At 41.3% G+C, this 25,809-nt stretch carries 22 protein-coding genes; 13 read left to right on the top strand and 9 right to left on the bottom strand.

Translation table 11 applies throughout. The annotated features are described in order from the left end of the window. Positions 1-44: 44 nt before the first annotated feature. Complete coding sequence (locus tag ACTJJD_RS10420) at positions 45-752, top strand: EcsC family protein (protein ID WP_440608363.1); 708 nt, start codon at positions 45-47, stop codon at positions 750-752. A gap of 28 nt (positions 753-780) precedes the next feature. Here the strand turns inward: ACTJJD_RS10420 and ACTJJD_RS10425 are convergent, their stop codons facing one another. After that, the gene (locus ACTJJD_RS10425; RefSeq protein WP_281201504.1) at positions 781-1,968 is read right to left on the bottom strand and encodes a M20 family metallopeptidase; all 1,188 of its coding nucleotides are present in this window, start codon (positions 1,966-1,968) and stop codon (positions 781-783) included. Between the two features lie 143 nt (positions 1,969-2,111). Here ACTJJD_RS10425 and ACTJJD_RS10430 point away from each other — a divergent pair, with 143 nt between their 5' ends. Continuing rightward, on the top strand, positions 2,112-2,405 hold the full coding sequence (locus tag ACTJJD_RS10430; RefSeq protein ID WP_224562986.1) for a hypothetical protein: 294 nt from the start codon (positions 2,112-2,114) through the stop codon (positions 2,403-2,405). Between the two features lie 58 nt (positions 2,406-2,463). Here ACTJJD_RS10430 and ACTJJD_RS10435 read toward each other — a convergent pair whose 3' ends face one another. Further along, complete coding sequence (locus tag ACTJJD_RS10435; RefSeq protein WP_007497177.1) at positions 2,464-2,949, bottom strand: antibiotic biosynthesis monooxygenase family protein; 486 nt, start codon at positions 2,947-2,949, stop codon at positions 2,464-2,466. Between the two features lie 127 nt (positions 2,950-3,076). Here ACTJJD_RS10435 and ACTJJD_RS10440 point away from each other — a divergent pair, with 127 nt between their 5' ends. The 7 genes from ACTJJD_RS10440 to ACTJJD_RS10470 all read left to right on the top strand — a co-directional run bounded on the left by ACTJJD_RS10440 (position 3,077) and on the right by ACTJJD_RS10470 (position 13,120). Next, the gene (locus ACTJJD_RS10440) at positions 3,077-5,212 is read left to right on the top strand and encodes a transglycosylase domain-containing protein (RefSeq protein WP_017360307.1); all 2,136 of its coding nucleotides are present in this window, start codon (positions 3,077-3,079) and stop codon (positions 5,210-5,212) included. A 124-nt stretch (positions 5,213-5,336) separates the two neighbouring features. Continuing rightward, positions 5,337-6,395: a uroporphyrinogen decarboxylase gene (gene hemE, locus ACTJJD_RS10445; protein ID WP_025207037.1), complete on the top strand. Its 1,059-nt coding sequence runs from the start codon at positions 5,337-5,339 to the stop codon at positions 6,393-6,395. A gap of 32 nt (positions 6,396-6,427) precedes the next feature. Next, entirely contained in the window at positions 6,428-7,366 is a 939-nt protein-coding gene (hemH, locus tag ACTJJD_RS10450) for a ferrochelatase (RefSeq protein ID WP_281201503.1), read from the top strand. A gap of 22 nt (positions 7,367-7,388) precedes the next feature. After that, positions 7,389-8,801 carry a protoporphyrinogen oxidase gene (gene hemY / locus ACTJJD_RS10455; protein ID WP_440608364.1) on the top strand — a complete coding sequence of 471 codons (1,413 nt, stop codon included), beginning with the start codon at positions 7,389-7,391 and terminating at the stop codon, positions 8,799-8,801. A 174-nt stretch (positions 8,802-8,975) separates the two neighbouring features. Further along, complete coding sequence (locus tag ACTJJD_RS10460) at positions 8,976-9,554, top strand: TetR/AcrR family transcriptional regulator (RefSeq protein ID WP_012009464.1); 579 nt, start codon at positions 8,976-8,978, stop codon at positions 9,552-9,554. A gap of 64 nt (positions 9,555-9,618) precedes the next feature. Beyond that, positions 9,619-11,928: a YhgE/Pip family protein gene (locus ACTJJD_RS10465; protein ID WP_440608365.1), complete on the top strand. Its 2,310-nt coding sequence runs from the start codon at positions 9,619-9,621 to the stop codon at positions 11,926-11,928. A gap of 142 nt (positions 11,929-12,070) precedes the next feature. After that, the gene (locus ACTJJD_RS10470; protein WP_144525810.1) at positions 12,071-13,120 is read left to right on the top strand and encodes a M42 family metallopeptidase; all 1,050 of its coding nucleotides are present in this window, start codon (positions 12,071-12,073) and stop codon (positions 13,118-13,120) included. Between the two features lie 34 nt (positions 13,121-13,154). On the opposite strand, the gene ACTJJD_RS10475 is transcribed toward ACTJJD_RS10470, so the two are convergent. Together ACTJJD_RS10475 and yhfH are read right to left on the bottom strand one after the other, a co-directional pair. Next, positions 13,155-14,444, bottom strand: a complete 1,290-nt coding sequence (locus ACTJJD_RS10475) for a cation:dicarboxylate symporter family transporter (protein WP_144484625.1) — start codon at positions 14,442-14,444, stop codon at positions 13,155-13,157. A gap of 339 nt (positions 14,445-14,783) precedes the next feature. After that, a complete protein-coding gene (yhfH, locus tag ACTJJD_RS10480; RefSeq protein WP_008359029.1) occupies positions 14,784-14,921 on the bottom strand; it encodes a protein YhfH in 138 nt (45 codons plus the stop codon). A 155-nt stretch (positions 14,922-15,076) separates the two neighbouring features. On the opposite strand from yhfH, the gene ACTJJD_RS10485 reads away from it, so the two are divergent. The 3 genes from ACTJJD_RS10485 (at position 15,077) to ACTJJD_RS10495 (ending at position 18,538) form a co-directional block, all read left to right on the top strand. Further along, a complete protein-coding gene (locus ACTJJD_RS10485) occupies positions 15,077-15,820 on the top strand; it encodes an MBL fold metallo-hydrolase (RefSeq protein ID WP_045034874.1) in 744 nt (247 codons plus the stop codon). A 2-nt stretch (positions 15,821-15,822) separates the two neighbouring features. Next, a complete protein-coding gene (locus ACTJJD_RS10490) occupies positions 15,823-16,812 on the top strand; it encodes a lipoate--protein ligase (RefSeq protein WP_008348846.1) in 990 nt (329 codons plus the stop codon). A gap of 172 nt (positions 16,813-16,984) precedes the next feature. Next, positions 16,985-18,538, top strand: a complete 1,554-nt coding sequence (locus tag ACTJJD_RS10495; RefSeq protein WP_008348843.1) for a fatty acid--CoA ligase family protein — start codon at positions 16,985-16,987, stop codon at positions 18,536-18,538. 192 nt (positions 18,539-18,730) lie between these two features. Here ACTJJD_RS10495 and ACTJJD_RS10500 read toward each other — a convergent pair whose 3' ends face one another. Continuing rightward, positions 18,731-19,147 (bottom strand): hypothetical protein, encoded by a 417-nt coding sequence (locus tag ACTJJD_RS10500; protein WP_007497192.1) that lies wholly within the window; start codon positions 19,145-19,147, stop codon positions 18,731-18,733. Between the two features lie 177 nt (positions 19,148-19,324). Between ACTJJD_RS10500 and ACTJJD_RS10505 the strand changes: the two genes are divergently transcribed. Next, positions 19,325-20,608, top strand: coding sequence for a M48 family metallopeptidase (locus ACTJJD_RS10505; protein WP_440608366.1), 1,284 nt, complete (start codon positions 19,325-19,327; stop codon positions 20,606-20,608). A gap of 46 nt (positions 20,609-20,654) precedes the next feature. Here ACTJJD_RS10505 and ACTJJD_RS10510 read toward each other — a convergent pair whose 3' ends face one another. The 4 genes from ACTJJD_RS10510 to ACTJJD_RS10525 form a co-directional block, all read right to left on the bottom strand. After that, positions 20,655-21,800 carry a serine alkaline protease SapB gene (locus ACTJJD_RS10510; RefSeq protein WP_008348814.1) on the bottom strand — a complete coding sequence of 382 codons (1,146 nt, stop codon included), beginning with the start codon at positions 21,798-21,800 and terminating at the stop codon, positions 20,655-20,657. 386 nt (positions 21,801-22,186) lie between these two features. Continuing rightward, on the bottom strand, positions 22,187-22,771 hold the full coding sequence (locus tag ACTJJD_RS10515) for a histidine phosphatase family protein (RefSeq protein WP_017360298.1): 585 nt from the start codon (positions 22,769-22,771) through the stop codon (positions 22,187-22,189). Positions 22,772-22,832: 61 nt separating this feature from the next. Beyond that, complete coding sequence (locus tag ACTJJD_RS10520; RefSeq protein ID WP_370539267.1) at positions 22,833-24,194, bottom strand: globin-coupled sensor protein; 1,362 nt, start codon at positions 24,192-24,194, stop codon at positions 22,833-22,835. 25 nt (positions 24,195-24,219) lie between these two features. Next, on the bottom strand, positions 24,220-25,752 hold the full coding sequence (locus ACTJJD_RS10525) for an FAD-dependent oxidoreductase (protein WP_440608367.1): 1,533 nt from the start codon (positions 25,750-25,752) through the stop codon (positions 24,220-24,222). Positions 25,753-25,809: the final 57 nt, after the last annotated feature.

The raw sequence follows: 25,809 nt of genomic DNA on the forward strand, positions 1-25,809 counted from the left end.
ATTTTTTACAGCGTGTGTATGATGTCACCAAGGAGGGTACTGGGATGAATGCAGCTGAACGGGAACTGTATGAAGAGGCCATTTTTTTTCAAATGCGTTTTTTAAGAAAACCATCCAAGATCGAGCGGTTTTCAAAAGGTGTTCAGCAGCAAGTGAATCGCCGAATCCCTGCTCGATTTCATCAAGTCATCACAAGTGCGGTGAAAACAATGGTTGAATCCACTGTATCAGGAAGCCATTTTACTTCATTTACAGTCATTGATGAACAATTGTCTATAGTAGAGCGAAATGAGCTGGCAAAGGAAAAGGTGACATATTATCAAAAGGCCGCTGCGATTGAAGGAATTGGCACAGGTGCGGGTGGATTGTTTCTCGGAATGGCGGATTTCCCTCTCCTTTTGAGTATTAAAATGAAATGTCTATATGAGCTTGCCAGTATATATGGATTTGATTTGTCTCAAAAAGAGGAAAGGCTCTTTTTGCTTTGTATTTTTCAACTCGCCTTTTCAAGCAGTGCACACCGTCAAAAAATGATGAAACTCATTGAAGAATGGGAAACAACCCGGGAAGAAATGGATTGGTATAGCTTTCAGCAGGAATATCGAGATTATATTGACCTTGTGAAGCTGTTTCAATTAATGCCTGTGGTCGGTGCCGCTGTTGGTGGGGTGGCAAATCATCAGCTGACAGGACAGCTTGGTGAAGTCGCACGCCATGTGTTTCACTTGAGAGTGTTGAAAGAATCGAAATAGAAAAGCCGCTGGTGGCAGCGGCTTTTTTTTATTCATCGTAGGAAAGGACGGCATGAGCGAGTACCTTTGCTGCGACAGGCATTGCGTTTTCGTTAATATCAAATTTCGGATGGTGATGTGGATACACATCTTGGCTGTTTTCTGGCATAGCGCCTGTGTAGAAGAAAGTACCAGGAACATGCTGAAGGTAGTAAGCAAAGTCTTCTCCGCCCATTTGGGTTTCTGCTTCTTTTACTTCTGTGACTCCTTCTGTCTGTTTGGCTATTTCTGCTATATATTCAGTTGGTGCAGGGTGATTTTTGACTGCAGGATAGCCTCTTACATATTCATAAGTAAAAGAGGCATCGTGCATGTGGCAGACACCTTTCACCACCTGTTCAATTTCACGTTCAATGATATGGCGTGCACTCTCTTCAAAGGAACGTGCAGTACCTGTTAGCACGGCCGAATCTGCAATGACGTTAAAGGCATTTTCAGCGACAAATCCCCCTACAGATACCACCGCAGAATCAATCGGGTTGACTTTACGGGCCACAACCTGCTGAAGATTGGCTACAATTTGTGAACCGATGAGTACGGCATCTTTCGTCAGGTGCGGCTGTGCGCCATGTCCGCCTTTACCTTGCACCTGAATAGAGAAACGATCGGCGGCTGCCATAAAGTTCCCGCTTTTATAAAGAACAGTGCCGCATGGCTCTGAGGACCAAAGGTGGGTGCCGAAAATGACGTCAACACCGTCTAAACAGCCATCTTCAATCATTGGTTTCGCACCGCCGGGGGCATATTCTTCAGCGTGTTGATGAATAAGGACGATTTTTCCTTTTAATTGATCTCGGTGCTCATGTAAGATCTTCGCTAAGACGAGAAGTGTTGCTGTGTGGCCATCGTGACCGCATGCATGCATGACGCCAGGTTTTGTTGAACGGTAAGGTACATCCTTTTCATCATGAATGGGAAGTGCATCAAAATCAGCTCTCAGTGCAATGGTCGGTCCAGGGGAAGCTCCTTCAATAAAAGCGAGTACACCATGTCCGCCTACATGTGTGCGTGTTGGGATATGTAATCTGTCATAATATTGAGCGATGTAAGCAGCGGTTTCCTCTTCCTGAAAAGAAAGTTCTGGATTCATATGGAGATGGCGTCTAATTTCAACCATTTCCTCATAATGTTCATCAAGACGTTCATTGATCCTTTTGTGTAAAGTGGATACTGTCATTGATCCGAAAACCTCCTTTAGGCTCTTTTACTGATTGTATGGTAATTGTTAGAATCTTTCAACAGAAGAGGATGTCGAGAATGACAGAAAAGGTCATTTTACATAAAAGTCGAAGGTTAAGTATGAAGCTTGAAAAAGGGGGAGTGGCATTGGGAAGCTGTCCAAATTGTTCAAAAGCATTTTCTTTCGTCGAAAAATTTCATTTATCGCATACGAGAATGATGCTTTGTCCAAGCTGCCGGCATCAAATCAAAGAAACGTTCGTTTCGAAGATGAGCTTTTTGATGATTTGTTTGATTCCACTGTTGGTACTACTTATTCAGATGAAAGGTGCTTCACCTATGCTCAAATGGCCAATCTTATTAGGATGGATCTTGCTGAATTTTTATGTACTTCAGCCAATCATTCATCGGTACGAGCTTAGAGATAAGCGGTGAAAGCCCAGCAGAAGGGCTTTTTTTTATGAAAAAAAGAAGTGCGAAAAGCAGCACTTCCTTAATGGTCTATGACGGCATGATAGGATGTCAGATAGGCAGGACGAGAGAAGATGGAGCCAGTATCCTCGTGCGGCTGAAAGAACGCTTCCGACTCTTGGAAGTCTTGAAATAAGTCTTCAGATTCCCAAAGGGTCAATATCAAGTACACTTCTTCATCCTTTTTTGGTCTTAACACACGAAGCGCCTGAAAGCCGCGCTGGTGCTCTGACATGTTTGTTTTTTTCTGAAAGGTGGATTCAAAAAGCGCTCTGCTTTCGAGCTTTACAGGGATATGATTCAGCGTGACAAAGCCAGATTGGACGAGCTCACCTTTTGTATAAATCACATCATAGGCATGGGGTGCTTTAAAGACTGTCTCACCCTCCGTTTCATGAAAAAGAGCCGCTTGTTCCTTACCGACCGTATAAAGCAGATTTTCAAGATGATGTTTTTTTGCGATTTTTTGCAAAAAGTCTGCTGTTCCATATGTAATATAGAAATTCATCTAAACCGCCTCCTGCTTGATAGTATAACAAAAGAATGATATATAATTCTTTGGTAGTCAATCCATAAAACATATTATGAAGCAATACATCCCATACTATCCGTATAAAGGAATGAGGTGACCTAATTTGAAGAAAAAGAAGATAATCATTCCATTAGTCATTGCAGGAAGTACAATCGTGCTTTCATTTATTGGCTATCTGACCATTTTATTTTTAGGACATTATGTCATAGATGAGAAGAAGCTTGTTTTTCACGCTTCCTCGAAAATCATTGATCAGAATGGAAAAGAACTCACAAGCATGTATTCAGAAAATCGGGACCCTGTGTCATTAAAAGAGGTCCCAGATAAAGTAGCGAAAGCTTTTGTTGCTGTAGAGGACAAGCGCTTTTATGAGCACCACGGAATTGATGCACAATCGATTTCAAGGGCGGTTTATCGAGATATATTAGCAGGTGGAAAGGTAGAAGGCGGCAGTACCATCACCCAGCAGCTCGCCAAAAATATCTTTCTCACAAATGATAAAACGTTTCTTCGAAAAACAAAAGAAGTCATTATTGCGATCAATTTAGAAAGAGATTATTCAAAGGACAAGCTGCTTGAAATGTATTTGAATCAGCTTTACTTTGGTCATGGCGTCTATGGGATCCAAGCAGCGGCCAATTACTATTTTAGTAAAGATGTAAAAGATCTCACTGTCAGTGAAGGAGCTACACTTGCTGCCATGCCAAAGGCACCTTCAACGTATTCCCCTGTTCTACACCCAGATAAAAATAAACAAAGACGGGATACCATCCTGAATTTAATGAATGAACAAGGATATTTGTCTTCTACAGAAACAGTTGAAGCAAAAGGAAGAACACTTGGTATTCATTTAAAAAAGAAATCAGAAACCCCTTGGGTGGACAGTTATGTAGATCTCATGATTAAAGAAGCAGAATCACAGTATTCGATTTCGCATGAACAATTGCTTCAAGGCGGCTATACCATTACGGTACCAATCGATATGAATTTGCAAAAAGTTGCCTATGATGCGATGAAAAACAATCGTTATTTCCCGGGAAAAAGCGGGTCACCTGAAGGAAGCGCTGTGTTTATTGACAACGCATCTGGTGGTGTAAAAGCAGCAATAGGCGGACGAGAATATCAGGCAAGAGGCTATAACAGAGTCACAGCTGTTAGACAGCCTGGTTCTGTCTTCAAGCCGATCGCAGTATATGGTCCAGCGATGCAGGAGAAAAAATTCAGACCGTATTCACTGCTTGAGGACAAAGAAAAAAGCTATGACGGCTATTCTCCAAAGAACTACGATGGACAGTACGAGGGCAGGGTCACGATGGTAGAGGCTCTCATGAAAAGTAAAAATACATCTGCCGTATGGACGTTAAGCCAGCTTGGCATCGATACGTCTAAATCCTATCTTGAGAAAATGGGGATGGATATTTCGGATAAAGGACTTGCCATAGCGCTTGGCGGTTTAGAAAAAGGGGTTTCTCCGTTGCAGATAGCTGGAGCATTTCATACATTTGCAAATGAAGGCGTCTATAAAAAGCCGTTCTTTATTCAGAAAATCACGAATGATGATGGAGAAACCGTTGAAAAAAATCGAAACAAAGAAGAACGAGTGTTTAGCGTTCAGAATGCTTGGAATATGACAAGAATGCTTCAACAGGTCGTCAAAGGCGGAACCGCTCAGAGCGGCTCATACGCTGGAGATTTGGCTGGTAAAACAGGTACAACTACGTATTCCGGTGTCAAAGGGGCAACGAAAGATGCTTGGTTTGCTGGATACACGCCTAGTACAACAGGGGCAATCTGGATGGGGTATGACAAAACGGATAACAGTCATTATTTAACTGGCGGCAGTCAGTATCCAGTGCAGTTAATGAAAGATATTTTAACGACAGCCCAAATAACCAATGAAACCTTCCAAAAACCAGAGGGAATTAAAGAACTTCAATCGCCAATCCATTTAGAAGGACTGTCAGGCTTTGAAGCACGTTATGCATTTAAAATCAAAGGGCTCTTTACATTGGAGCTGTCATGGGATGAACAGGAAGACAAACGCGTTGAATATCGTATTTATGAAAAGAGGAATGGAAGCGAGACCCTGATCGATTCTGTAACAGGAACAAACAGCTACACAATGCCGTATGCAAATGTGTTTTCAGATGCGCAGTATAAGGTTGTTCCATACAATACTCAAACACAAGAAGAAGGCGAAGGCAGTGCTTATATCAAGCCAGAGGCTTTTGGACGTTAATATTCGGCGATTTTTTGAACATTGAGCCGCTTTAGTATACCGAGCCTTGAAAAAGCGGTATAGTAAAAGCAGTGTTTGAGCCTTATACAAAGAGAGTGTGAGGCGAAAGGTGGAATGAAAGGTAATGGGAAAAACGAAGGCTTTTAATGACACGTTCTTAAAGGCGTGCAAAGGGGAAAAAACAGACCATGTACCGGTTTGGTATATGAGACAGGCAGGACGCTCGCAGCCTGAATATCGTGCCCTTAAAGAAAAATACGGGCTATTTGAAATTACGCATCAGCCAGAGTTATGTGCTTACGTAACAAGACTTCCTGTAGAACAATATGGTGTAGATGCCGCTATTTTATATAAAGATATTATGACTCCGCTTCCAGCTATTGGAGTGGATGTTGAAATTAAAAATGGAATTGGACCAGTGATTGACTCGCCTATTCGGACAAAGGCAGATATCCAGCGTCTTGGAGAGCTTCATCCTGAAGAAGACCTGCCGTATGTGCTTGATACGATCAAGCTGTTAACAGAGGAGCAGTTGAATGTTCCGCTGATTGGTTTCGCAGGTGCACCTTTTACGATGGCAAGCTATATGATCGAAGGCGGTCCATCTAAAAATTATCATAAAACAAAGGCGCTCATGTACAGTGAGCCAGAGACATGGATGCTTTTGATGAATAAATTAGCCGATATGACGATCACATACATACGCGCTCAGGTAAAAGCAGGCGTCCGAGCATTTCAAATCTTCGACTCTTGGGTTGGCGCTTTAAATGCAGCAGATTACCGGACCTTCATTAAGCCTGTCATGCAGCGTATTTTCACAGAGCTGAAGTCTGAAAACGTACCAATGATTATGTATGGTGTCGGTGCGAGCCATCTGGCCAAAGATTGGCATGACTTGCCCCTTGATGTCGTTGGACTGGATTGGCGTATGAGTATAGACGAAGCGCGAAAAGAAGGCTTAACAAAAACGTTACAAGGAAACCTTGATCCAACGATTTTACTTTCTCCTTGGGAAGTGATTGAAGAAAGAGCAGCAGCGATTTTAGATCAAGGGATGAAATCAGATCAATTCATCTTTAACTTAGGTCATGGGGTATTTCCTGATGTTTCACCAGACACGTTAAAGAAGCTGACAGATTTTATTCACGATTATTCAGCTAAACATAAAAAGACATCCATCTAAATGATTTCAAATGATCTGAAGGAGTGTTGGTTGTGGAGAAAAAGAAAATGGGGCTACTTGTCATGGCATATGGCACCCCATATAAAGAAGAAGACATTGAACGTTACTATACACATATCCGTAGAGGCAGAAAGCCGGAGCCGGAAATGCTGCAAGATTTAAAGGATCGCTACAAGGCAATTGGCGGCATTTCTCCTTTATCAAAAATTACAGAACAGCAGGCAAATGGTTTGTGTGAACATTTGAATGAGATCCAAGACGAGATTGAATTTCATGTATACATTGGGTTAAAACATATTGAGCCTTTCATTGAAGATGCAGTCGCTGACATGCACCGAGATGGCATCACAGAAGCGGTGAGTATTGTCCTTGCACCGCACTTCTCCACATTTAGTGTGAAATCGTATAACAAACGTGCACAAGATGAAGCAGAAAAGCTTGGTCATCTGAACATTACTTCTGTTGAAAGCTGGTACGATGAACCGAAGTTTGTGGACTATTGGGTCAAGCAAGTGAAGGATACGTATGCATCAATGAGTCAAGAGGAAAGAGATTCAGCAGTACTTATTGTGTCTGCACACAGCCTTCCTGAAAAAATTATTGCAGCAGGAGATCCATATCCTGATCAGCTCGCACAGTCTGCTAAAATGATTGCAGAAGGTGCAGGAATTGAACATTATGAAATTGGCTGGCAAAGTGAAGGCAATACGCCGGATCCATGGCTTGGACCAGACGTACAAGACTTAACGAGGGACTTATTTGAACAAAAAGGCTATCAAACATTCGTGTATGTGCCTGTTGGTTTTGTCGCTGATCATCTTGAAGTCTTATACGACAACGATTATGAATGTAAAGTCGTGACAGATGAAATTGGCGCAGCCTACTATCGTCCAGAAATGCCAAATGCGAAACCAGCATTTATTGATGCTCTCGCAACTGTTGTATTAAAGAAGCTTGACGAAAGCAAGTAATTATATAAAAGAAGGCGATCCTATGCATGACAATCAAAAACACCTTGTCATCATTGGCGGTGGCATCACTGGTTTAGCCGCCGCCTTCTATTTGGAAAAGGAAGTCGAAGAAAAAGGTCTTCCCATTCAAATATCACTTATTGAAGCAAGCCCTAGGCTAGGTGGAAAAATACAAACATTATATAAAGATGGCTACATTATTGAACGTGGACCTGATTCATTTTTAGAAAGAAAGGTCAGTGGGCCTCAGCTTGCGAAAGATGTCGGTCTGTCCGATCAGCTCGTCAATAATGAAACTGGACAAGCATATGTACTGGTCAATGAAAAGCTTCACCCGATGCCAAAGGGTGCTGTCATGGGTATTCCAACTCAAATCAGCCCATTCATCACAACCGGTCTTTTTTCTGTTGCAGGAAAAGCGAGAGCCGCAATGGATTTCGTCTTGCCAAAAAGCAAGCAGACAGAAGATCAGTCGCTCGGTGAATTTTTTAGAAGACGTGTCGGTGATGAAGTAGTTGAGAATTTAATCGAACCTCTGCTATCAGGCATTTATGCAGGTGACATTGACCGTCTCAGCTTAATGTCCACCTTCCCGCAGTTTTATCAAACAGAACAAAAGCATCGCAGTTTGATTCTTGGGATGAAAAAATCACAGCAGAATGCGAAAGCACAGCAAGTGACAGCGAAAAAACAAGGGCAGTTCCAAACGATCAATCAAGGACTGCAAGCGCTTGTTGAAGCAGTAGAAAGCAAGCTCAAGCTGACAACGATTTATAAAGGGACAAAAGTGAAGCAGATTGAAAAAACCGATGGGGGCTACGGTGTGCAATTAGACAGCGGTCAAACGCTTTTTGCCGATTCAGCCATTGTCACGACGCCGCATCAATCGATTCATTCCATTTTCCCTAAAGAAGCAGGGCTAGAGTATTTGCATGACATGACCTCTACTTCAGTTGCAACAGTAGCACTCGGTTTTAAAGATGAGGATGTTCATAATGATTATGACGGCACTGGTTTTGTCATCTCAAGAAACAGTGATTTCTCTATTACGGCCTGTACATGGACAAACAAAAAATGGCCGCATACCGCTCCGAAAGGAAAAACGCTATTGCGTGCGTATGTTGGAAAAGCTGGAGACGAATCGATTGTCGAACAGTCAGACAGTCAAATTGTCAGCATCGTGCTAGAAGATTTAAAGAAAATCATGGATATTAAAGCAGATCCAGAATTGACGACAGTGACTCGCTGGAAGACAAGTATGCCGCAGTATCACGTCGGTCATCAGAAAGCTATTTCGAACATGCGAGAAACGTTTAAGCAATCATATCCTGGTGTTTATATCACAGGTGCTGCTTTTGAAGGTGTCGGAATCCCTGATTGTATTGATCAAGGAAAGGCCGCCATCTCAGAGGCTGTATCGTATCTATTTTCATAAAAAACGACTCCCTTTTCAGTCATGGAAAGGGAGTTTTTCATGTTCGGATCAATCCAAAAGAGTTGGGAATCATAAATGTGAACAAAGTTGTTGCATCTGGGGAAAAGGATATGGTATATTACTTTCTGTACTTAATGACCAAAACGTTCAAATAGTCATTTCGGGAGTGAGATCATGAGTGTTGATAGGAGACAAATGATTTTAGATGGTGCGACGAAAGCATTTACTCAATTCGGGTATAAAGCGACCACAATGGACCTTGTGGCAAAGCTAGCCAACGTCGGAAAAGGAACCATTTATACATTTTTTAAAAACAAAGAAGAGTTGTTCGATGAAATTTTCACATCCCTTTTACTAGAGATGAGGAAAATTGCGGATGAGGCAATTGACGAGAAGAATAGTTTCTCTGAAAACCTTCACTTAGCACTCTTTGCAATTTTAGAATTTCGAAAAAACCACCAGCTCACAATTAAGATTTTTCAAGAAAATGCGGAGCTTGGCACGTCAGCGGTCAAGGAAATGATTGAGAAAATGGAACAGATGATCATTCGCTATATCAAAACGAAAGTACAAGAAGCGATGGATAAAGGCGACATTAAGCCTTGTGATCCTGAATTGACTGCATTTGTGATGGTGAAACTATATATTGCACTGATTTTTGATTGGGAAAAGCGATACGAGCCTTTAACAAAAGAAGAGGTAGCCGAATCGCTGGAGCTTTATGTCTTAAAAGGACTATCTGCAACAACATAATTTTTTTTGAGTTCAAATGACCAAATTGTATATTTAGTCATTCATCTATGGGAGGAAAACAGCAATGAATTTAATTCGGAATCAATGGAAAGACATTGTAACGAGCAAAAAACTACTGATCCCGATTTTAGCTGTCTTATTTATTCCGCTGATTTACAGTGGTGTATTTTTAAAAGCGTACTGGGACCCTTATGGTACAGTTGATCAATTGCCTGTGGCGGTTGTCAACTTGGATGAAGGCAGTCATTATGACGGGAAAACCCTTCAAGTCGGCGATGATTTAGTAAAGGAATTAAAGAAAAACGATAATTTCAAATGGAACTTTGTCGATAGTCACGAAAAGGCCATAAAAGGATTAAATAACGAAGACTATTATCTCGTTGTGGAAATACCAAAGGATTTCTCGAAAAATGCAAGTACAGTGCTAGAGAAGCATCCGAAAAAATCGAATCTGAAATATTATACGAATCCGGGCGCAAACTATGCTGCGTCTCAAATTGCGAATAATGCCATTATCAAATTAAAAGATTCGGTTTCAAAGGAAGTCACAAAAAATTACGCCGAGGTCATCTTTGATAACTTCAAAACCATTGCAAAAGGATTAGATCAAGCAAGCGATGGCGCGAAGAAAATTGATGACGGAACAAAAAGCGCAAAAGATGGCAGTACGAAGTTAAAAGACAACTTAGCCAAATTGGCTGAAGGTACGCTAACCTATAGCGAAGGTGTTCATCAGTTCGCTGGGAAAATGGGTGAACTGAACACAGGCATACAGTCTCTAGACAGTGGGCTTGGTCAGCTTTTAACAGGCTATCAAACCATTGATCAGAAATTTGGGGAGCTTGGATCAGGAATTGATACATTAACTGAAGGGTTAAACACAAGCCGAGAAGGACATCAGCAGCTCGCTTCTAAAATGCCGCAATTCACAGCAGGCATTGAGCAACTAAACAACAAAGCACAATACTTTTCAGAAAAAATTGCAGCAGTAGAAAAAGTCTTATCATCACCAGAATTAGCGAATCTTGAAAAGATGGCGCCTAAACTCGATCAAGTGAAAAAAGACGCAAAAACGTTCAGTACAAAACTTGCTTCATTAAAAGAAGCATTATCAAATCGAGATGCGAAAGTAAAAAGCATTATCCAAAACAGCTCCATGACAGATGAAGAGAAAAAGGCGGCAATGGATCAACTGAACAGTCTGCCTAAAATCGAACTGCCTGATCTGTCTGGACTCGAACAAAGCTTAGCGGCCTTGCAGGAACTGCCTGATGCTAGTGAGGTTCAATCAGCAGTTGCATCTGCAAAAGCGCAGCTGCAACAAGTCAAACAGCTTCCAAAGAAAACAGAACAGCTGTACACGTCTACAGTCGCGATACAAAATGCGATCGACCAAATGACATCTGGTACGAATAAATTGTATCAAGGTGCACTGAAGCTTCAAACAGGTCAAGGCCAATTACAAGAGGGTCTCGAAACAGCAAATGGAAAGCTTGATACGGCGAAAAGCGGAGCGGATAAGCTTGCAAATGGATCAAGCCAGCTTAGCGCAGCGTTAAATAAGCTAGAAAGTGGTTCAACAAATATCCAAAGCAATACATCTAAGCTTGCCGAAGGCTCAAAATCCCTTGATAAAGGATTGGGAGATTTAAAGAGCGGTACAGGTAAACTGTCCAATAAATTGAAAAGCGCTGCTGATGAAACAGGTGAAATTGATGCAAATCAAGACAATTACAATATGATTGCAAGCCCTGTTAAAACAGAAAATGATACAGCGAAAAAGATTGATAATTATGGAACAGGGCTCACGCCTTATATTTTATCAATGGGACTCTTTGTTGGGGCTCTCATGCTCACCGTTGTATTCCCAATGAAAGACCCTGCTGGACGCCCTAGAAATGCGTTTGAATGGTTTGTCAGCAAATATAGCGTGCTTCTGCTTGTTGGTATCCTTCAAGCAGTCATTGCAAGTACGATGCTCATCTTTGGGCTTGGTCTTGAGGTGGAAAGCCTCTGGCGCTTCTATCTCTTTGCAATCGTCGTCAGTCTGACATTCTTAGCGATTATTCAGCTGCTAGCGACAACAATGGGGAACCCAGGACGCTTCATTGCCGTCATTATCTTAGTTCTTCAGCTCGCAGCCAGTGCTGGTACATTCCCGCTTGAGCTTGTGCCGAAATTCTTCCAAGTTATTCATAGTCTGCTTCCAATGACGTATACAATCAATGGATTTAGAACGATCATTGCAAGCGGTGATGATAGCTATTTATGGCATCAAGCAGCGATTCTTGGTACAGTTGCAATCATCATGATGTTGGCAACAACTGCATACTTTGCTTGGAACGTAAGAAAAATGAAACAAGACGAAGCTTAATCAATGAATCCTTTCTCTTAATAGAGGGAGGATTTTTGATTTGAAATAGACATCTTGAACCCGAAGCGATATATTTTAAGAAGATATGCTATAAAAGGCATACATGGAAGGAATTGCTTTCATACAAAGGAGGAAATGCCGAATGACAACTGAAGTAAACGAAACCGTTCAGCTGATTCAAAAGCTCGTATCGATCCCAAGTCCGTCAGGGAATACAGAAAAGGTGATCGGCTTTGTTGAACGCTTTCTACAAGATGTAAATATTGAGACAAAACGAAATCGTAAGGGCGGCTTAATTGCCACGATTAAAGGAACAGATGACAAGGAACACCGCATGTTGACAGCACATGTCGATACGCTCGGTGCGATGGTAAAGGAAATTAAATCAAATGGGCGGCTTCGTCTTGCGCTGATTGGAGGCTTTCAGTATAACTCAATTGAAGGTGAATACTGTGAAATTGAAACCGCTTCAGGTCATACATACACAGGTACCATTCTCATGCATCAAACGTCCGTTCACGTCTATGCGGATGCGGGAAAAGCAAAACGTAACCAAGAGAATATGGAAGTTCGTCTCGATGAAAAGGTGCAAAATGCAGACGATGTCAAAGCACTTGGCATTCAAGTAGGAGACTTTATCTCATTTGATCCGAGAGTGGAAGTGACGTCATCAGGTTTTATTAAATCAAGACACCTTGATGACAAGGCAAGTGTGGCGCTTTTGCTGCGACTCATCCACCGCATCCAAAAGGAAAACATCACACTGCCGCATACGACGCACTTCTTAATTTCAAATAATGAAGAGATTGGCTATGGTGGAAACTCCAATATTCCAGAAGAAACGGTGGAATACCTCGCTGTTGATATGGGAGCGATTGGCGATGGTCAATCAACAGATGAATATAGCGTGTCTATTTGTGTGAAGGACTCAAGCGGTCCTTATCATTATGGATTACGCAAGCATTTAGCCGCATTAGCAGAAGAGAACAACATTGATTACCGTCTAGATATTTACCCTTATTACGGATCTGATGCATCAGCAGCGATTCGAGCAGGGCATGATATCATTCATGGATTGATTGGTCCTGGGATCGATTCCTCGCATGCGTTCGAACGAACCCATGAAGATTCTCTAGTTCATACAGCGAATCTTCTTTATCACTACGTGCAATCATCATTAATCACAGTATAAAAAAAAGAACCCCATTTATAGGGGTTCTTTTTCATTAGCTTGAAAGCTGTGTCGGTTCAGGTACATCTTGTCCAGTCATCACGCGATGTCCTTTTTCAGGGTCATATTGCCCTTCCCATTTAGACATCACAACAGCTGCAAGTGCATTGCCTGTTAAGTTAACAACTGTTCGTGCCATATCCATGATTCGATCCACACCTGCAATAAATGCTAGACCTTCAGCAGGTACACCGATTGTTCCTAATGTGGCAAGTAATACAACAAAGGACGTACCAGGAACGGCAGCCATCCCTTTAGATGTCACCATCAGCACAAGAATAAGTGTGAGCTGCTGGACAATCGTAAGATCAATGCCGTATACCTGTGCAAGGAAAAGTGCAGCGATCGCTTGATACAAGACGGAGCCGTCCAGGTTAAACGTATAACCGATTGGGATAACGAAAGAGACAATTCCCTTCGGACATCCAATGCGCTCCATTTTATCCATAACTCTTGGTAAAACTGTTTCAGAGCTGGATGTACTAAAGGCAAGAAGCATTTCGTCTTTCATGTAAGCAAGAAATCTGAAAATATTGACGCCAATCATCTTTCCAATAATTCCGAATACAACGATAAGGAAGAGAGCGAGCGCAAAATAAACAAGACCTACCAGCTTACCTAATGAAATAAGAGATTCAAGACCAAATTTTGAGACAGTCACACCAATGAGTGCGAAGACACCAAATGGTGCAGCTTTCATCACAACATTGACGACATGGAACATGGCGTGTGATACACCTTCAAAGAAGGCGAGCACTGGTTTGCCGCGTTCACCAATGGCTGAAACGCCAAGTGCAAATAACACAGTAAAGAAAATAATCGCAAGCAAATCACCTTCCGCCAATGATTGGAAGAAGTTCGTTGGAACGATATGAAGGAACGTATCAGCAACTGATTTACTGCTTTGCTCTTTTTCCGTTTCAACATACTGGCTAATGTCCTGTTTTTCCGTATTTCCGAAGTCAACGCCTGCACCAGGTTGTACAAAGTTTGCAAGCACGAGACCAAGAATTATCGCAAATGTTGTGATTATTTCAAAATAAAGAATGGTTCTAAAACCAAGCTTCCCTACCTTTTTACCATCACCGGCACCTGCAACTCCTAAAATTAAGCTAGATACGACAATTGGTATCACAATCATCTTAATGAGTCTTAAGAAGAAGTCTCCAATTGGTTTTAAATAAGTCTCAACGCCTGGGTTACCGAAAAAGATTGCCCCAACAACGACACCGAGAATAAGACCGATTAGGATTTGTGTAGCTAATCCAAATTTTAATTTTTTCATAGATTTCCTCCCTAGCATATTCATTAAAGGAATATTCCCATCATATTAAGTTTTAATATATGAATTAAAGTATAACTAAAATTAAAGAGGTTCGTCCACGATTAAATTATATTAAGAAAATACAAAATTATTTGAAAAAATGGACACTTCGAACCCCCTTCGTTGTTTTAAGTCAATAAAAAGTGCCTTCCGAACTAAAAGTCATCATATGAAAATACTAAAAAACCCTTCTGTACCAAGGGTTTTACCTTTTTACCTATTTTTCAGAAAAAATAAAAAGCACTTTTGACTCCAACTGACGAAGGAGGAAAAAAGTGCCTTTTTATTCTATTTATTTCCTTATTTAAGATAACTTACTTGTGAGCATTCCTCACATTCATTACCGTAACACTCGTGCTGTTCCATTAAATCATTTCCACATTTTGTGCATTTTTTTGAAGGCAAATTTCTAAAAAACTCAGTGATTTTTCCTAGCATTTGTCATCCTCCAATACGTTTTATTGTTATCATTGTATTATAACAGATTTATAATTGTCAATCTGTTTTGTAACAATAGGCAAGAAGAATGCTTTTTTTATGAAAAATGGGTATATTGTAAGAAGGGGATTTTTTGAAAAGGAGGAAATATGACGATGAAATTAACCGTGATTGGCTGCTACGGAGGATTTCCAGCAGCTGGTGAAGCCACATCAGGTTATCTTTTTGAATCAGATGGTTTTCGTCTGCTTGTCGACTGCGGGAGCGGAGTTCTGTCAAAGCTTCAGCAATACATTGATATAGAAGAACTAGATGCTGTACTCCTTTCTCATTATCATCACGATCATGTTGCAGATATCGGACCTCTCCAATATGCGAAGCTAGTGGGTTATCATTTAGGAAAAAGCAGTGGTCCGCTGACGATCTACGGACATACCGGGGATCAAGCAGCATTTCAGCGGCTCTCTGATGATGTACATACAAAGACAAAACCTTATCACCCGGAAGAGGGCATTCAAATTGGACCATTTCAAATTGATTTTTTGAAAACGGTTCATCCGGCAGAATGCTATGCGATGAGAATTCAGGCAAATGAGGCTGTGGTGGTGTATACAGCTGACTCCAGCTATCAAGATGCATTTATCCCTTTTAGCAAGGATGCAGACTTACTTATTGCCGAAAGCAACTTTTACGCCGGACAAGACGGATCGGGTGCAGGACATATGAACAGCACTGAAGTAGGGAAGCTGGCAAGTGAAGCAAATGTTGGAGAGCTTATCATCACCCATCTGCCTCATTTCGGTCGGCATAAAGACCTAGTCAATGAAGCACAGGCGTTATATACTGGCAATATACAGCTTGCCCAATCAGGGCTTAGATGGAACAAGGAAGGAAGATAGAGATGCTGTTTATCGATAACGAGCAACATTATGATCCAATGATTAATTTAGCAATTGAAGAGTATTGCTTAAAATATTTAGATCCAGAAGAAACGTATTTGCTGTTTTACATCAACCAGCCGTCTATTATTATTGGAAAGAACCAAAATACAATAGAAGAAATCAACACAAAATATGTGGAAGACAATGGCATCAAAGTCGTTCGCCGGTTATCTGGCGGTGGTGCGGTTTACCATGACAAAGGAAACTTGAACTTCAGTTTTATTACAAAAGACGATGGGGACAGCTTTCATAACTTTAAAAAATTCACCGAGCCAGTCATCAAAGCGCTTGAAAAGCTTGGCGTCAAAGCGGAATTAAGCGGCAGAAATGACATCATGGCAGATGGGCGTAAAATCTCGGGGAATGCTCAATTTGCTACACGAGGACGTATCTTCAGTCATGGCACCCTATTATTTGATTCAGAAATCGAACATGTTGTCTCGGCATTAAATGTGAAGAAAGAAAAGATCGAATCAAAAGGCATCAAATCCATTAGAAGCAGGGTTGCGAATATTAGTGAACTGATGGATCAAAAGATGACAACAGAAGAATTTAGAAAAATTCTTTTAAGCTATATTTTTGACACGAACGGAGACGTGCCTGAGTATCAGCTGACAGAAAAGGATTGGGAGAAGATTCATGAGATTTCTCGTGATCGATACCAAAAATGGGAATGGAACTACGGCCGTTCACCTAAGTTTAACTTGCAGCACTCTAAGCGTTTTCCAGCTGGATCGATTGATCTTCGATTAGAAGTGAAAAAAGGCATCATTCAAGACTGCAAAATTTTTGGTGACTTCTTCGGTGTAGGGGATATTGCTGATATTGAGAAACGACTCATTGGGCAACAATATGATCGCAAAACCATTAGTGATGTATTAGAAGACATGGATATGCGCCATTATTTTGGTAACGTATCAAAAGAAGATTTTCTGGATTTGATTTATTAAGCAAGGACAAGCACGGCTAGAGATAGCGGTGCTTTTTCTAATGAAAGAGATGAAAGCGGTTTACATTTGATCTTGTGAATTTTTTCGATTGTCTATTATAATAGAAAGGAGGAATGTTTGGTCATAAAATGAATGGCTATTCATTCATTGATGAAGTATAAGGGGTGGGAGAATGGATTTGATCAAAAATCTTGAGCAGACTGCGATGACCAAGGGAGAGAACGTCGCACTGATCTTTGAAGGGAACAAGTGGACCTATCAAGAACTGATGACAAGTATCGAACGTTTTGCAGATGGTTTAGTGAGCGAAGGGTTTCAAGCGGGAGATCATATCGCACTGATTTTAGGAAATTCACCGCATTTTGTGATTTCATTTTTTGGTGCATTAAAGGCAGGACTTGTTGTTGTACCTGTCAATCCAACATATACGCCAAGTGAAATCGGCTATATGCTGGTCACTGGTGATGTAAAAGGGATTGTTGCACCGGATCAGCTTCTGCCGATATACGAGCAGGTGTATGAACAGCTTCCATCTATTGAACGAGTCATTATTTGTGCACAAAATGAATCTGCGTGCAGGTCAAGTTTAAAAGAAGTATCTGATCGTCTTGTTTTCTTCGGAAAGCTTGTGTCTGGAGATGCGCCGGAAACTGAGCATCCTGTCATACAACCTGACGATACGGCCGTTATTTTATTTACATCTGGCACAACAGGAAAACCAAAAGGGGCAATGCTCACTCATGTTAACCTATATTCAAATGCAAGAGACATTGCGGAGTACCTGTCAATTGATGAGAAGGACAAGGTGATTGCTGCTTTACCGATGTTCCATGTGTTTTGTTTGACCGTCTGTATGAATGCCCCTTTGATTCATGGAGCGACCATCTATGTCCTGCCGCATTTCAGCCCATCAGAGCTTTTACGAATGATGGAGAAAGAAAAACCAACGCTATTTGTTGGTGTTCCAACCATGTATAACTATTTATATCGTCAGGACGGTCATGAGGAAGCGATGAAGTCGGTGAGGATTTGTATATCAGGCGGTGCGTCCATGCCTGTTGCTTTACTTCACGGTTTTGAAGAAAAGTTCGGTGTCACGGTGTTAGAGGGCTATGGATTGTCAGAGGCTTCCCCAGTGACGGCATTCAATCCCCTTGATGGAAAAAGAAAACCAGGCTCGGTCGGCACTGATATTATGAATGTGAAAAATAAGATCGTGAATGAACTTGGAGAAGAAGTTGGACCAAACGAAGTCGGAGAACTGATCGCAAAAGGGCCAAACATTATGAAAGGCTATTATCAAATGCCAGAAGACACAGAAGCAGCACTGAAAGATGGCTGGCTGTACACAGGAGATTTGGCGAGAAGAGATGAAGACGGATATATTTATATCGTCGATCGAAAAAAGGATATGATTCTCGTAGGCGGGTATAATGTCTATCCAAGAGAAGTAGAAGAAGTGCTTTATCAACATGAAGCTGTAGCAGAAGCCGTTGTCATCGGTGTGCCCGATCCAAACACAGGAGAGGCTGTTGTCTGTTACATTTCCCCTAAGAAACATGCTCACATCAATCAAGAAGACATCATCACACATTGTTCACGCTATTTGGCGAAATATAAGCAGCCCCAAACGATCCATTTCATTGATGATATTCCAAAAAACACGACTGGTAAAATTTTAAGAAGAGCGCTAAAGGATAAGTACCAAGCAGAAACAAGTAAATAAAAAAAGAGTCTCTTCTTATGAGGAGGCTCCTCAGCGTGTAGACAAACCCTCGCATTCTTTGTCAGTCCTGCGTGCTGGTTCACATTCGCTCCGCGCCTCCTAGACTGCAAAGGTTTTCTATCATGCTGAAAAGAAGACAAGGGGATAAAATAAAGTTCATTTTATCCCTTTGTCAACAATCTAGGGAGACTCTTATGAAGAGGCTCCTTTTTGAATCGCTTCTTGTACCTGTTTTCGAAAGGAATTTGACTGTTTTTGATTTAATTCATAATAGGTGCCGTCTACTAAAAAAACAACTTGAGAGCGGTTGGTCCATAGCTGAAAAGAAGTGCCATTTGTCCGTCCGAACATGACCTTGGCGATATAATCTGGCTTCTTTACATTCTTTTTGAGATGGCTGCTTGTTTGTTTCCCTTTGTTTAATTGTTCAATTAGATCCTCAGTTGTATCTTTATCATCTATTTCATAAGAAATGGACTGGTTCGTGGGTGAAAGCAATAATTTCTCTGCTCGATTTTCATCGAAGATGTCACTTGTCCGGCTGAACACATAAAAGAAGGTAATCAGTAAAAGCCCAAAGATCACAATTCCTGCAAGGATTTTCTTCATGATGAACCTCCAACTCACTTTTTTATGGTTAGTTTCTCCGATTTTTGAACAGCATAATCATTTTTTTCACTCAAGCTTTTTCAGATAGGGCATGCTATGATGGAGCCACATGAGACAGGTTCTAAACAAAAACGTGCGTGATTACAATAGAGAGAGAAATGGAAAGGAGGCTGACCAGTGCGAGTACGCAAATGGGTAGCTCTTGCAACGGTAGCATACATATTGTACGGTCTTTTTATTTATTCTTACTTATTTCTAATGGGGGATTCATCTGTCCCTGACAGTGTGAAAGGGACAAGTGCAGACCCGCATACATTTATGACAAGCCATGAGCTTGTGATTAGTGGAAGTTACTCGAACATTCGTAACCTGTTGTACTTTATGACAATTCCTTTAGATTGGTATGTCTTTTTCCTTTTGCTCATTTCAGGGTTTTCAAGGAAATTAGCAGATTGGAGCTTGGCAGCAGCTCGTTTTGACCTTTTGAGCAAACTTGTGTATGTGTTTGTGCTGTCACTTTTGACGATGCTGATCACATTGCCGGTCAAGTGGGTGAGCTACCAGTTGTCCTTGTACTACGGTGTTTCAGCACAAAGTACGACAAGTTGGCTAAAAGACCAAACGCTTGATTTTTGGATTCAATATCCACTGCTTGTTCTATGCGCCATTGTGTTCTTTTGGCTCATTCAAAAGAAAAGGAAATATTGGTGGCTGTATGCTTGGTGTTTAACCGTTCCAGTTACACTGTTTCTCTTCTTTATACAGCCGGTCGTTATTGATCCACTCTACAATGATTTTTACCCATTGAAGGATCAAGCGCTTGAGAAAAAGATATTAACTCTTGCAGAGAAAGCACACATTCCAGCAGATCATGTATATGAAGTCAACATGTCAGAGAAAACAAACACGATGAATGCTTACGTCACAGGAATTGGTGAAAATAAGCGTATTGTTTTGTGGGATACGACACTTCAAAAGCTGAAAGACCGTGAAATCTTATTTATCATGGCGCATGAGATGGGACATTACGTGATGAAGCATGTGTATATCGGTTTAGCAGGATATTTAGTGTTGTCTCTGGTTGGATTTTTTGCCATTGACCGTCTTTATTTTTCCCTTTACCAAAAAGGCGCTTCTCCATTTCGTCTGAAGGCACCACATGACGTTGCTGCTCTTCCGCTTCTGTTGATCATTGTATCTATGCTGTCATTTGTTGCTTCTCCTTTTACAAATGCTGTGTCAAGGCATCAAGAACGTGCAGCTGATGAATACGCCGTGAACTTGACGAAAGATGGAGAGGCGGGGGTGACGTCATTTCAAAAGCTTGCAAAATCAGGGCTTTCCCAAGTCAATCCGCCACTTTTAGTGAAAATATTCCGCTATGGACACCCGACGATGATGGAGAGAATCATCGATATGGAAAAAGCCGCAAAAAAAGAGGAAACATCGAAAAAGCAATAAATAAAAAATCCGGCTCAGTTCGCCGGATTTTTTTGTCACACTTATTTTAGTTAGAAGCCGCTTGAACGTTAATTAATCCTTTTCCATAATAGAACGAATTACCAAGCGGTGTTGCCGTATTTTCTAAGCGCTGACGAACCTGAGACGTTGATAGATTCGGATACTTAGAAAGGATAAGCGCTGCTGCTCCTGCTACATGAGGAGATGCCATCGATGTTCCCGTATAAGATGTATATCCACTGCTTGGTACTGTACTTAAAATCGATGTACCAGGTGCAGAAACATCTAATTCAGGACCTGCGCTAGAAGACGAGTTTCTGACATTGTTGCTGTTCACGTTGGCAACAGCAATTGTAGAGTCGTATTTTGCAGGATAGCCAACGGTGCTAGTAGAGCCAGTTGAACCTGAATTCCCTGCTGCGGCAACGACAACTACTCCGCGGTTATTCGCTGTGTCTACAGCATTTTTAAGCGCTGTGGAGCCGTTTGGTCCGCCTAAGCTCATATTGATGACATCCATGTTATTGGCAACAGCCCATTCAATACCGCTGATAATCCAGCTGTATTGTCCATCGCCGTAACGATCTAATACTTTAACGGCATACAAGGAGGCGCTTGGCGCAACCCCAAGAACACCAATCGTGTTATCAAGGGCAGCAATGGTTCCGGCTACGTGAGTTCCGTGTGATTGAAAGTCTTGTGTGGCATTTGGCTCTGAAGGGACGAAGCTAGCACCGCCTGCAACATTTAAGTCAGGGTGTGCGGCGTGGATTCCAGTATCAAGGACAGCTACTTTGACGTTAGCACCTTTATAACCTTGAGCGTGTACGGCTGGAGCTTTGATTTGAGGGATACCATAAGGGACGGTTTGGGCATATGCTTCTGCTTTGTGGTCTTCTTCTACATAAGCAATGCTAGGGTCGTGTTCAAGTTTTTTTGCGGCTTGTTCAGACATCTTCACTTGTGCAGCATTAATGAGGCGGTATTGTTTTTCTAATTTCCCACCATTTTGTGTCACTGCTTGTTTCTTAGAGCTGTTTGTGGTGGCAGAAGCTTTAAAGCCAACAATATAGCTTTTTTCGCTTTCTGACTTTGAGGCAGTCTCGGCATTTGCCATCGAGCCTCCAAACCCTGCTGAAAACAGAAGAGGGACAGCCAATAAAACACTTGTCATCACATTTTTCTTTTTCACGCACATTCCACATCCCTTTTTCTTATTTCAGAATAATCATCCGTAGTCTATTAGAATGATCCGTTTGATTATTCTGTATTTTCAGTTTAATAGAGATAGGCAAATAAGAGTAGACCTGAATTTTTGTGGAAGTCCTAGCGAAAAATAGGGAATTAAGTCGCTTGGAATTTATGGTAAAATATGTTTATTCTATATTTCCAACGGTTTTCTATTAAAAAGGAATCGTGCTTTTTTTCTCATGATCCATTTGAGGATAAACATTCGATACCCGAAATGCCATAAAATAGGTAGAAAAGGCTATCATCTATTTCGAATTTCGATATAAAAAAATATTATTTTATCATTGTTTTTGACATGAAAAAGAACCTGTTATGAAAACAGGTTCTTTAAGAAGGAGCAGATTGTGTTAAGTGGTTGACCACGTTGTAATCGTTCACCTTCCATTGACCATCTGTCCATTCCACATAATTTAAGCAGGCATTCTCAAGTCTTGTATCCTTAATACCCATATGTTCGTCAGCTAGTGAGGTGAGTAAGGCATGGATGGCAGCACCGTGTGCTACGATTAGTACCCGTTGATCTGGGTAGGTTGCTCTCACTTTTTCAATACCTTCTAGCATTCGATCTTGAAGTGCCGATAGTGGTTCCATATTTGGATACTGTTTATTTGGAAACAGTTTCTGACGTTCCTCAAATGACATGCCTTCAGCGTCGCCATAGTCACGTTCAATAAAATCGTCCATGATCACGAGCGGTGCATGTACATGCTGTAAAATCAAATGAGCTGTTTCTTTTGCCCTTGATAGCGGACTGGAAATGACAACATCCCAGTGGGCATCTTTTAAGTAAAGACCGGTTTGTTCCGCTTGCCATTTACCAGTGTCATTTAAAGGGATATCTGTTCGTCCTTGAATTCGTTTCGCTGCATTCCAATCGGTTTCACCGTGTCTGACTAGGCAAATTGCTGTCAATCAAATCCCGCCTTTTCTATCTTTTCTTCTATTATACTAAAACAGAAGAAGAATGACTGGATCAGTGATTTGTCAGACTCGTTAAGGATTCGACCGAACTTGCCACTTGGGACACAGTTTGTTTGACTTCTTTCAATTCGTTTAGGAATGTTTGCAAATCTATTTCAATTTTTCCGTTTTGGTTTTTGCTTAAGTTCATGCTGCTGACGATATCATCGAATAGCGAGTTGATTTGGGTCATTTTTTCTTTACTGTCTGTCACAAGTAAATTCACATCAGCAATATGCTGTGACACAATGGCGATTTGTGAATTTGTGTTGTTGACGAGCTCAGATACAGTTGAAACCGTTTTCTTTGTATCCTCTGATAATTTGCGAACCTCATTTGCAACGACAGCAAAGCCTTTGCCATGTTCACCTGCTCGAGCTGATTCGATTGAAGCGTTTAAAGATAGTAAATTCGTTTGCTCCGCAATACCTGTGACGATCCCAAAAATTTGTTCAATTTGTTTCGCAATTTCTTCTAAGCGTTTAATTTCTGTTTCAATCTTTGTCATACTGCCGTCAATTTGGTTCATTTGCGTCTGCTGAATTTCTAACTCTTTTTTACCGCCAATTGATTTCTCTTCAACTTGTGCTGAAATCTTTGTGCCAGCCTGTGACATATCCGCCATCTCATCAGATTTTGATACAAGTTTGTCCACTGCATTTGTTGTATTTGAGAAGAGAGAAGCAAGTGAATTAGATGTTTCTGTAATTTTTGTATGAAGCTCTTTTTGCTGTAGTTCTGCTTCATCACGAACTTTAGAGTATTCATTTTGGAACGTATCTAGGACAAGCTGTTGCTCTAGATTTAAAATTTTCGTCGTCGCCTTCACTGCCGTCTGATATTCTTTGAAATCTTGGATATGCTGGGCAAATAAATCCATTATGGATAGCAATAGGTCTTGGAAGGCTGCCATATACCATTTAGGTTGAAGTCCAATTCTTAAATGAACTTGTGCAATTTTAATTCTTTTGGCCACATAAGATTCGTCAATCACACCGGCAAACATTTCACTAATATGAATGCGTAGTGTTTTCTTTAGACGCTCGACTGAGCTGTTATCTTGAATGATGTGCATCAAGGAAGACTCGACTTCTAGGTTTTTATAAAATTTATCGACGATATGTTCAATTTCATCTTGAACGATTGGATTCAGCTGTTTCAAGATAAAAAGGTCTTGCTGCGTCAAATCAATCATTTTAATTTGTTTGGCAATGTCCGTATTCTCCGGAAAATTGATTCGTTTTATCCCATCATCCTGCTGTGTGAAAAAAGCAGTGTTTTTCTTTTTACTCTCTTTTTTAAATAACAATGTGTTTGTCCCCCCATGATCATCAAAAATATCAGACTTTATGTTTTTTATCGGATAATATTGGATTTTTTAAAGGGGAAACAGTGAAATTTTACTGTTCTTTATATGACCTTTTTAGTGGTTTTTTCGCCGGACCTTCTACTACTTCTCCCGTAATGGAGAAACGAGACCCGTGACAAGGACAGTCCCACGTGCGGTCACTATTATTCCACGCGACTTCACAGCCTAAGTGAGTACAGGTTGTATCGACAAGAAAGATATCGCCGTCCTCTGACTTAAAGGCGCCACATTTTTTGTGCTCATAAGATACAATGCCGCCTTCACCCGGTTTTAAATCATCAATTGTTTGAACAGCTCGCTTTAATTTACCGCTGATCAGCTTCGCTGCAACATTGGTGTTTTCTTTGATAAAGTCTTTTACGAATGCGTCTGACACGAGTCTTGATGGAGTAAAGATGGATTCGTAAGGATTCGATTTTCCCTCGATCAAATCTCCGATCAGTGTCGCTGCTACGTGGCTTGTGGTCATGCCCCATTTTCTAAAGCCTGTTGCCACAAAAATATTCGAATGATGTGATGTCAGGCGGCCAATGTAAGGGATTTGATCCATTGTGACCATATCATGCGTGGACCAACGGTAAAGGACTTCCGTTATACCAAGGGTGGCTTCACCAAACTTTTCTAGTGCTTCATAGTGTGCGGATTCATCTCCGCCTTGTCCGGTTTTATGGCCTTGTCCACCGATGAGCACGACGTCTTCTCCATGGAATTTTGCCGTTCTTAATGAATGGGCAGGCTGATCAATTCCTAAGTACATGCCGTCTGGAAGCGGTTTTTTTGTTTTGGCTGCGACGACATAAGATTGCTCAGGATGGATTCGCGTGAAATACAGTCCTTTGCCATCGTAAAAAGGAAAGTGTGAGCATGAAATGATAGAGCGCCCCATCAGATGATGGCCACTTTTTGTGATGACAGCAGGGTGTTTTCCTTCTTTTACATCGACTGCCGTTGTCTGTTCAAATATGCGCACGCCTCTGTCAATGAGCTGATCGATCAGTGCATGAAGATAATGAAGAGGATGAAATTGTGCCTGCTGCGTCATGGCGAGGGCTGCCTTGATGCCAGCATCAAACGGGAGCGCTGTTATCCATTCGCGATCGATACCGAGCTGTTTGTACGCATCTAATTCCTTCTTTAACTTTTTGACGCCGTTTTCTTCTGTTGTATAAAGATAAGCATCTTTTACCTCAAGATGACAATCAATGTCATACTCTTTCACACGTGCTTGGATGAGTTCCTTAGCTTTTTCATTTGCTTCTACATATAAACGGGCTTTCGGCATACCAATATGCTGAATCAGCTCATGATAGTACACATCATGCTGGGAGGTAATTTTCGCTGTTGTATGTCCGGTGGTTCCTTGCAATACTTGATCAGCATCTATGATGATGACATCCAGTCCGCGTTCTGTCATTTCAAATGCAGTAGCGATACCGGTAATACCAGCACCGACAATGATGACATCTGCTGTAAGATCTTCGCTGACAGTAGGAAAAGAGGGCTTCTCACTATCAGCTAGCCATAATGACTTTGCTTGTTCCGATCCTTTATGTTCTTGTTCCATGTTGTCGCCTCCAGTCACTTGTTGTGTATAATTTTTCCACGATGCTGAAAATCATAC

The sequence above is a fragment of the Bacillus sp. 22446 genome, from assembly GCF_052044955.1.
Taxonomy (GTDB): Bacteria; Bacillota; Bacilli; order Bacillales; family Bacillaceae; genus Bacillus; species Bacillus altitudinis.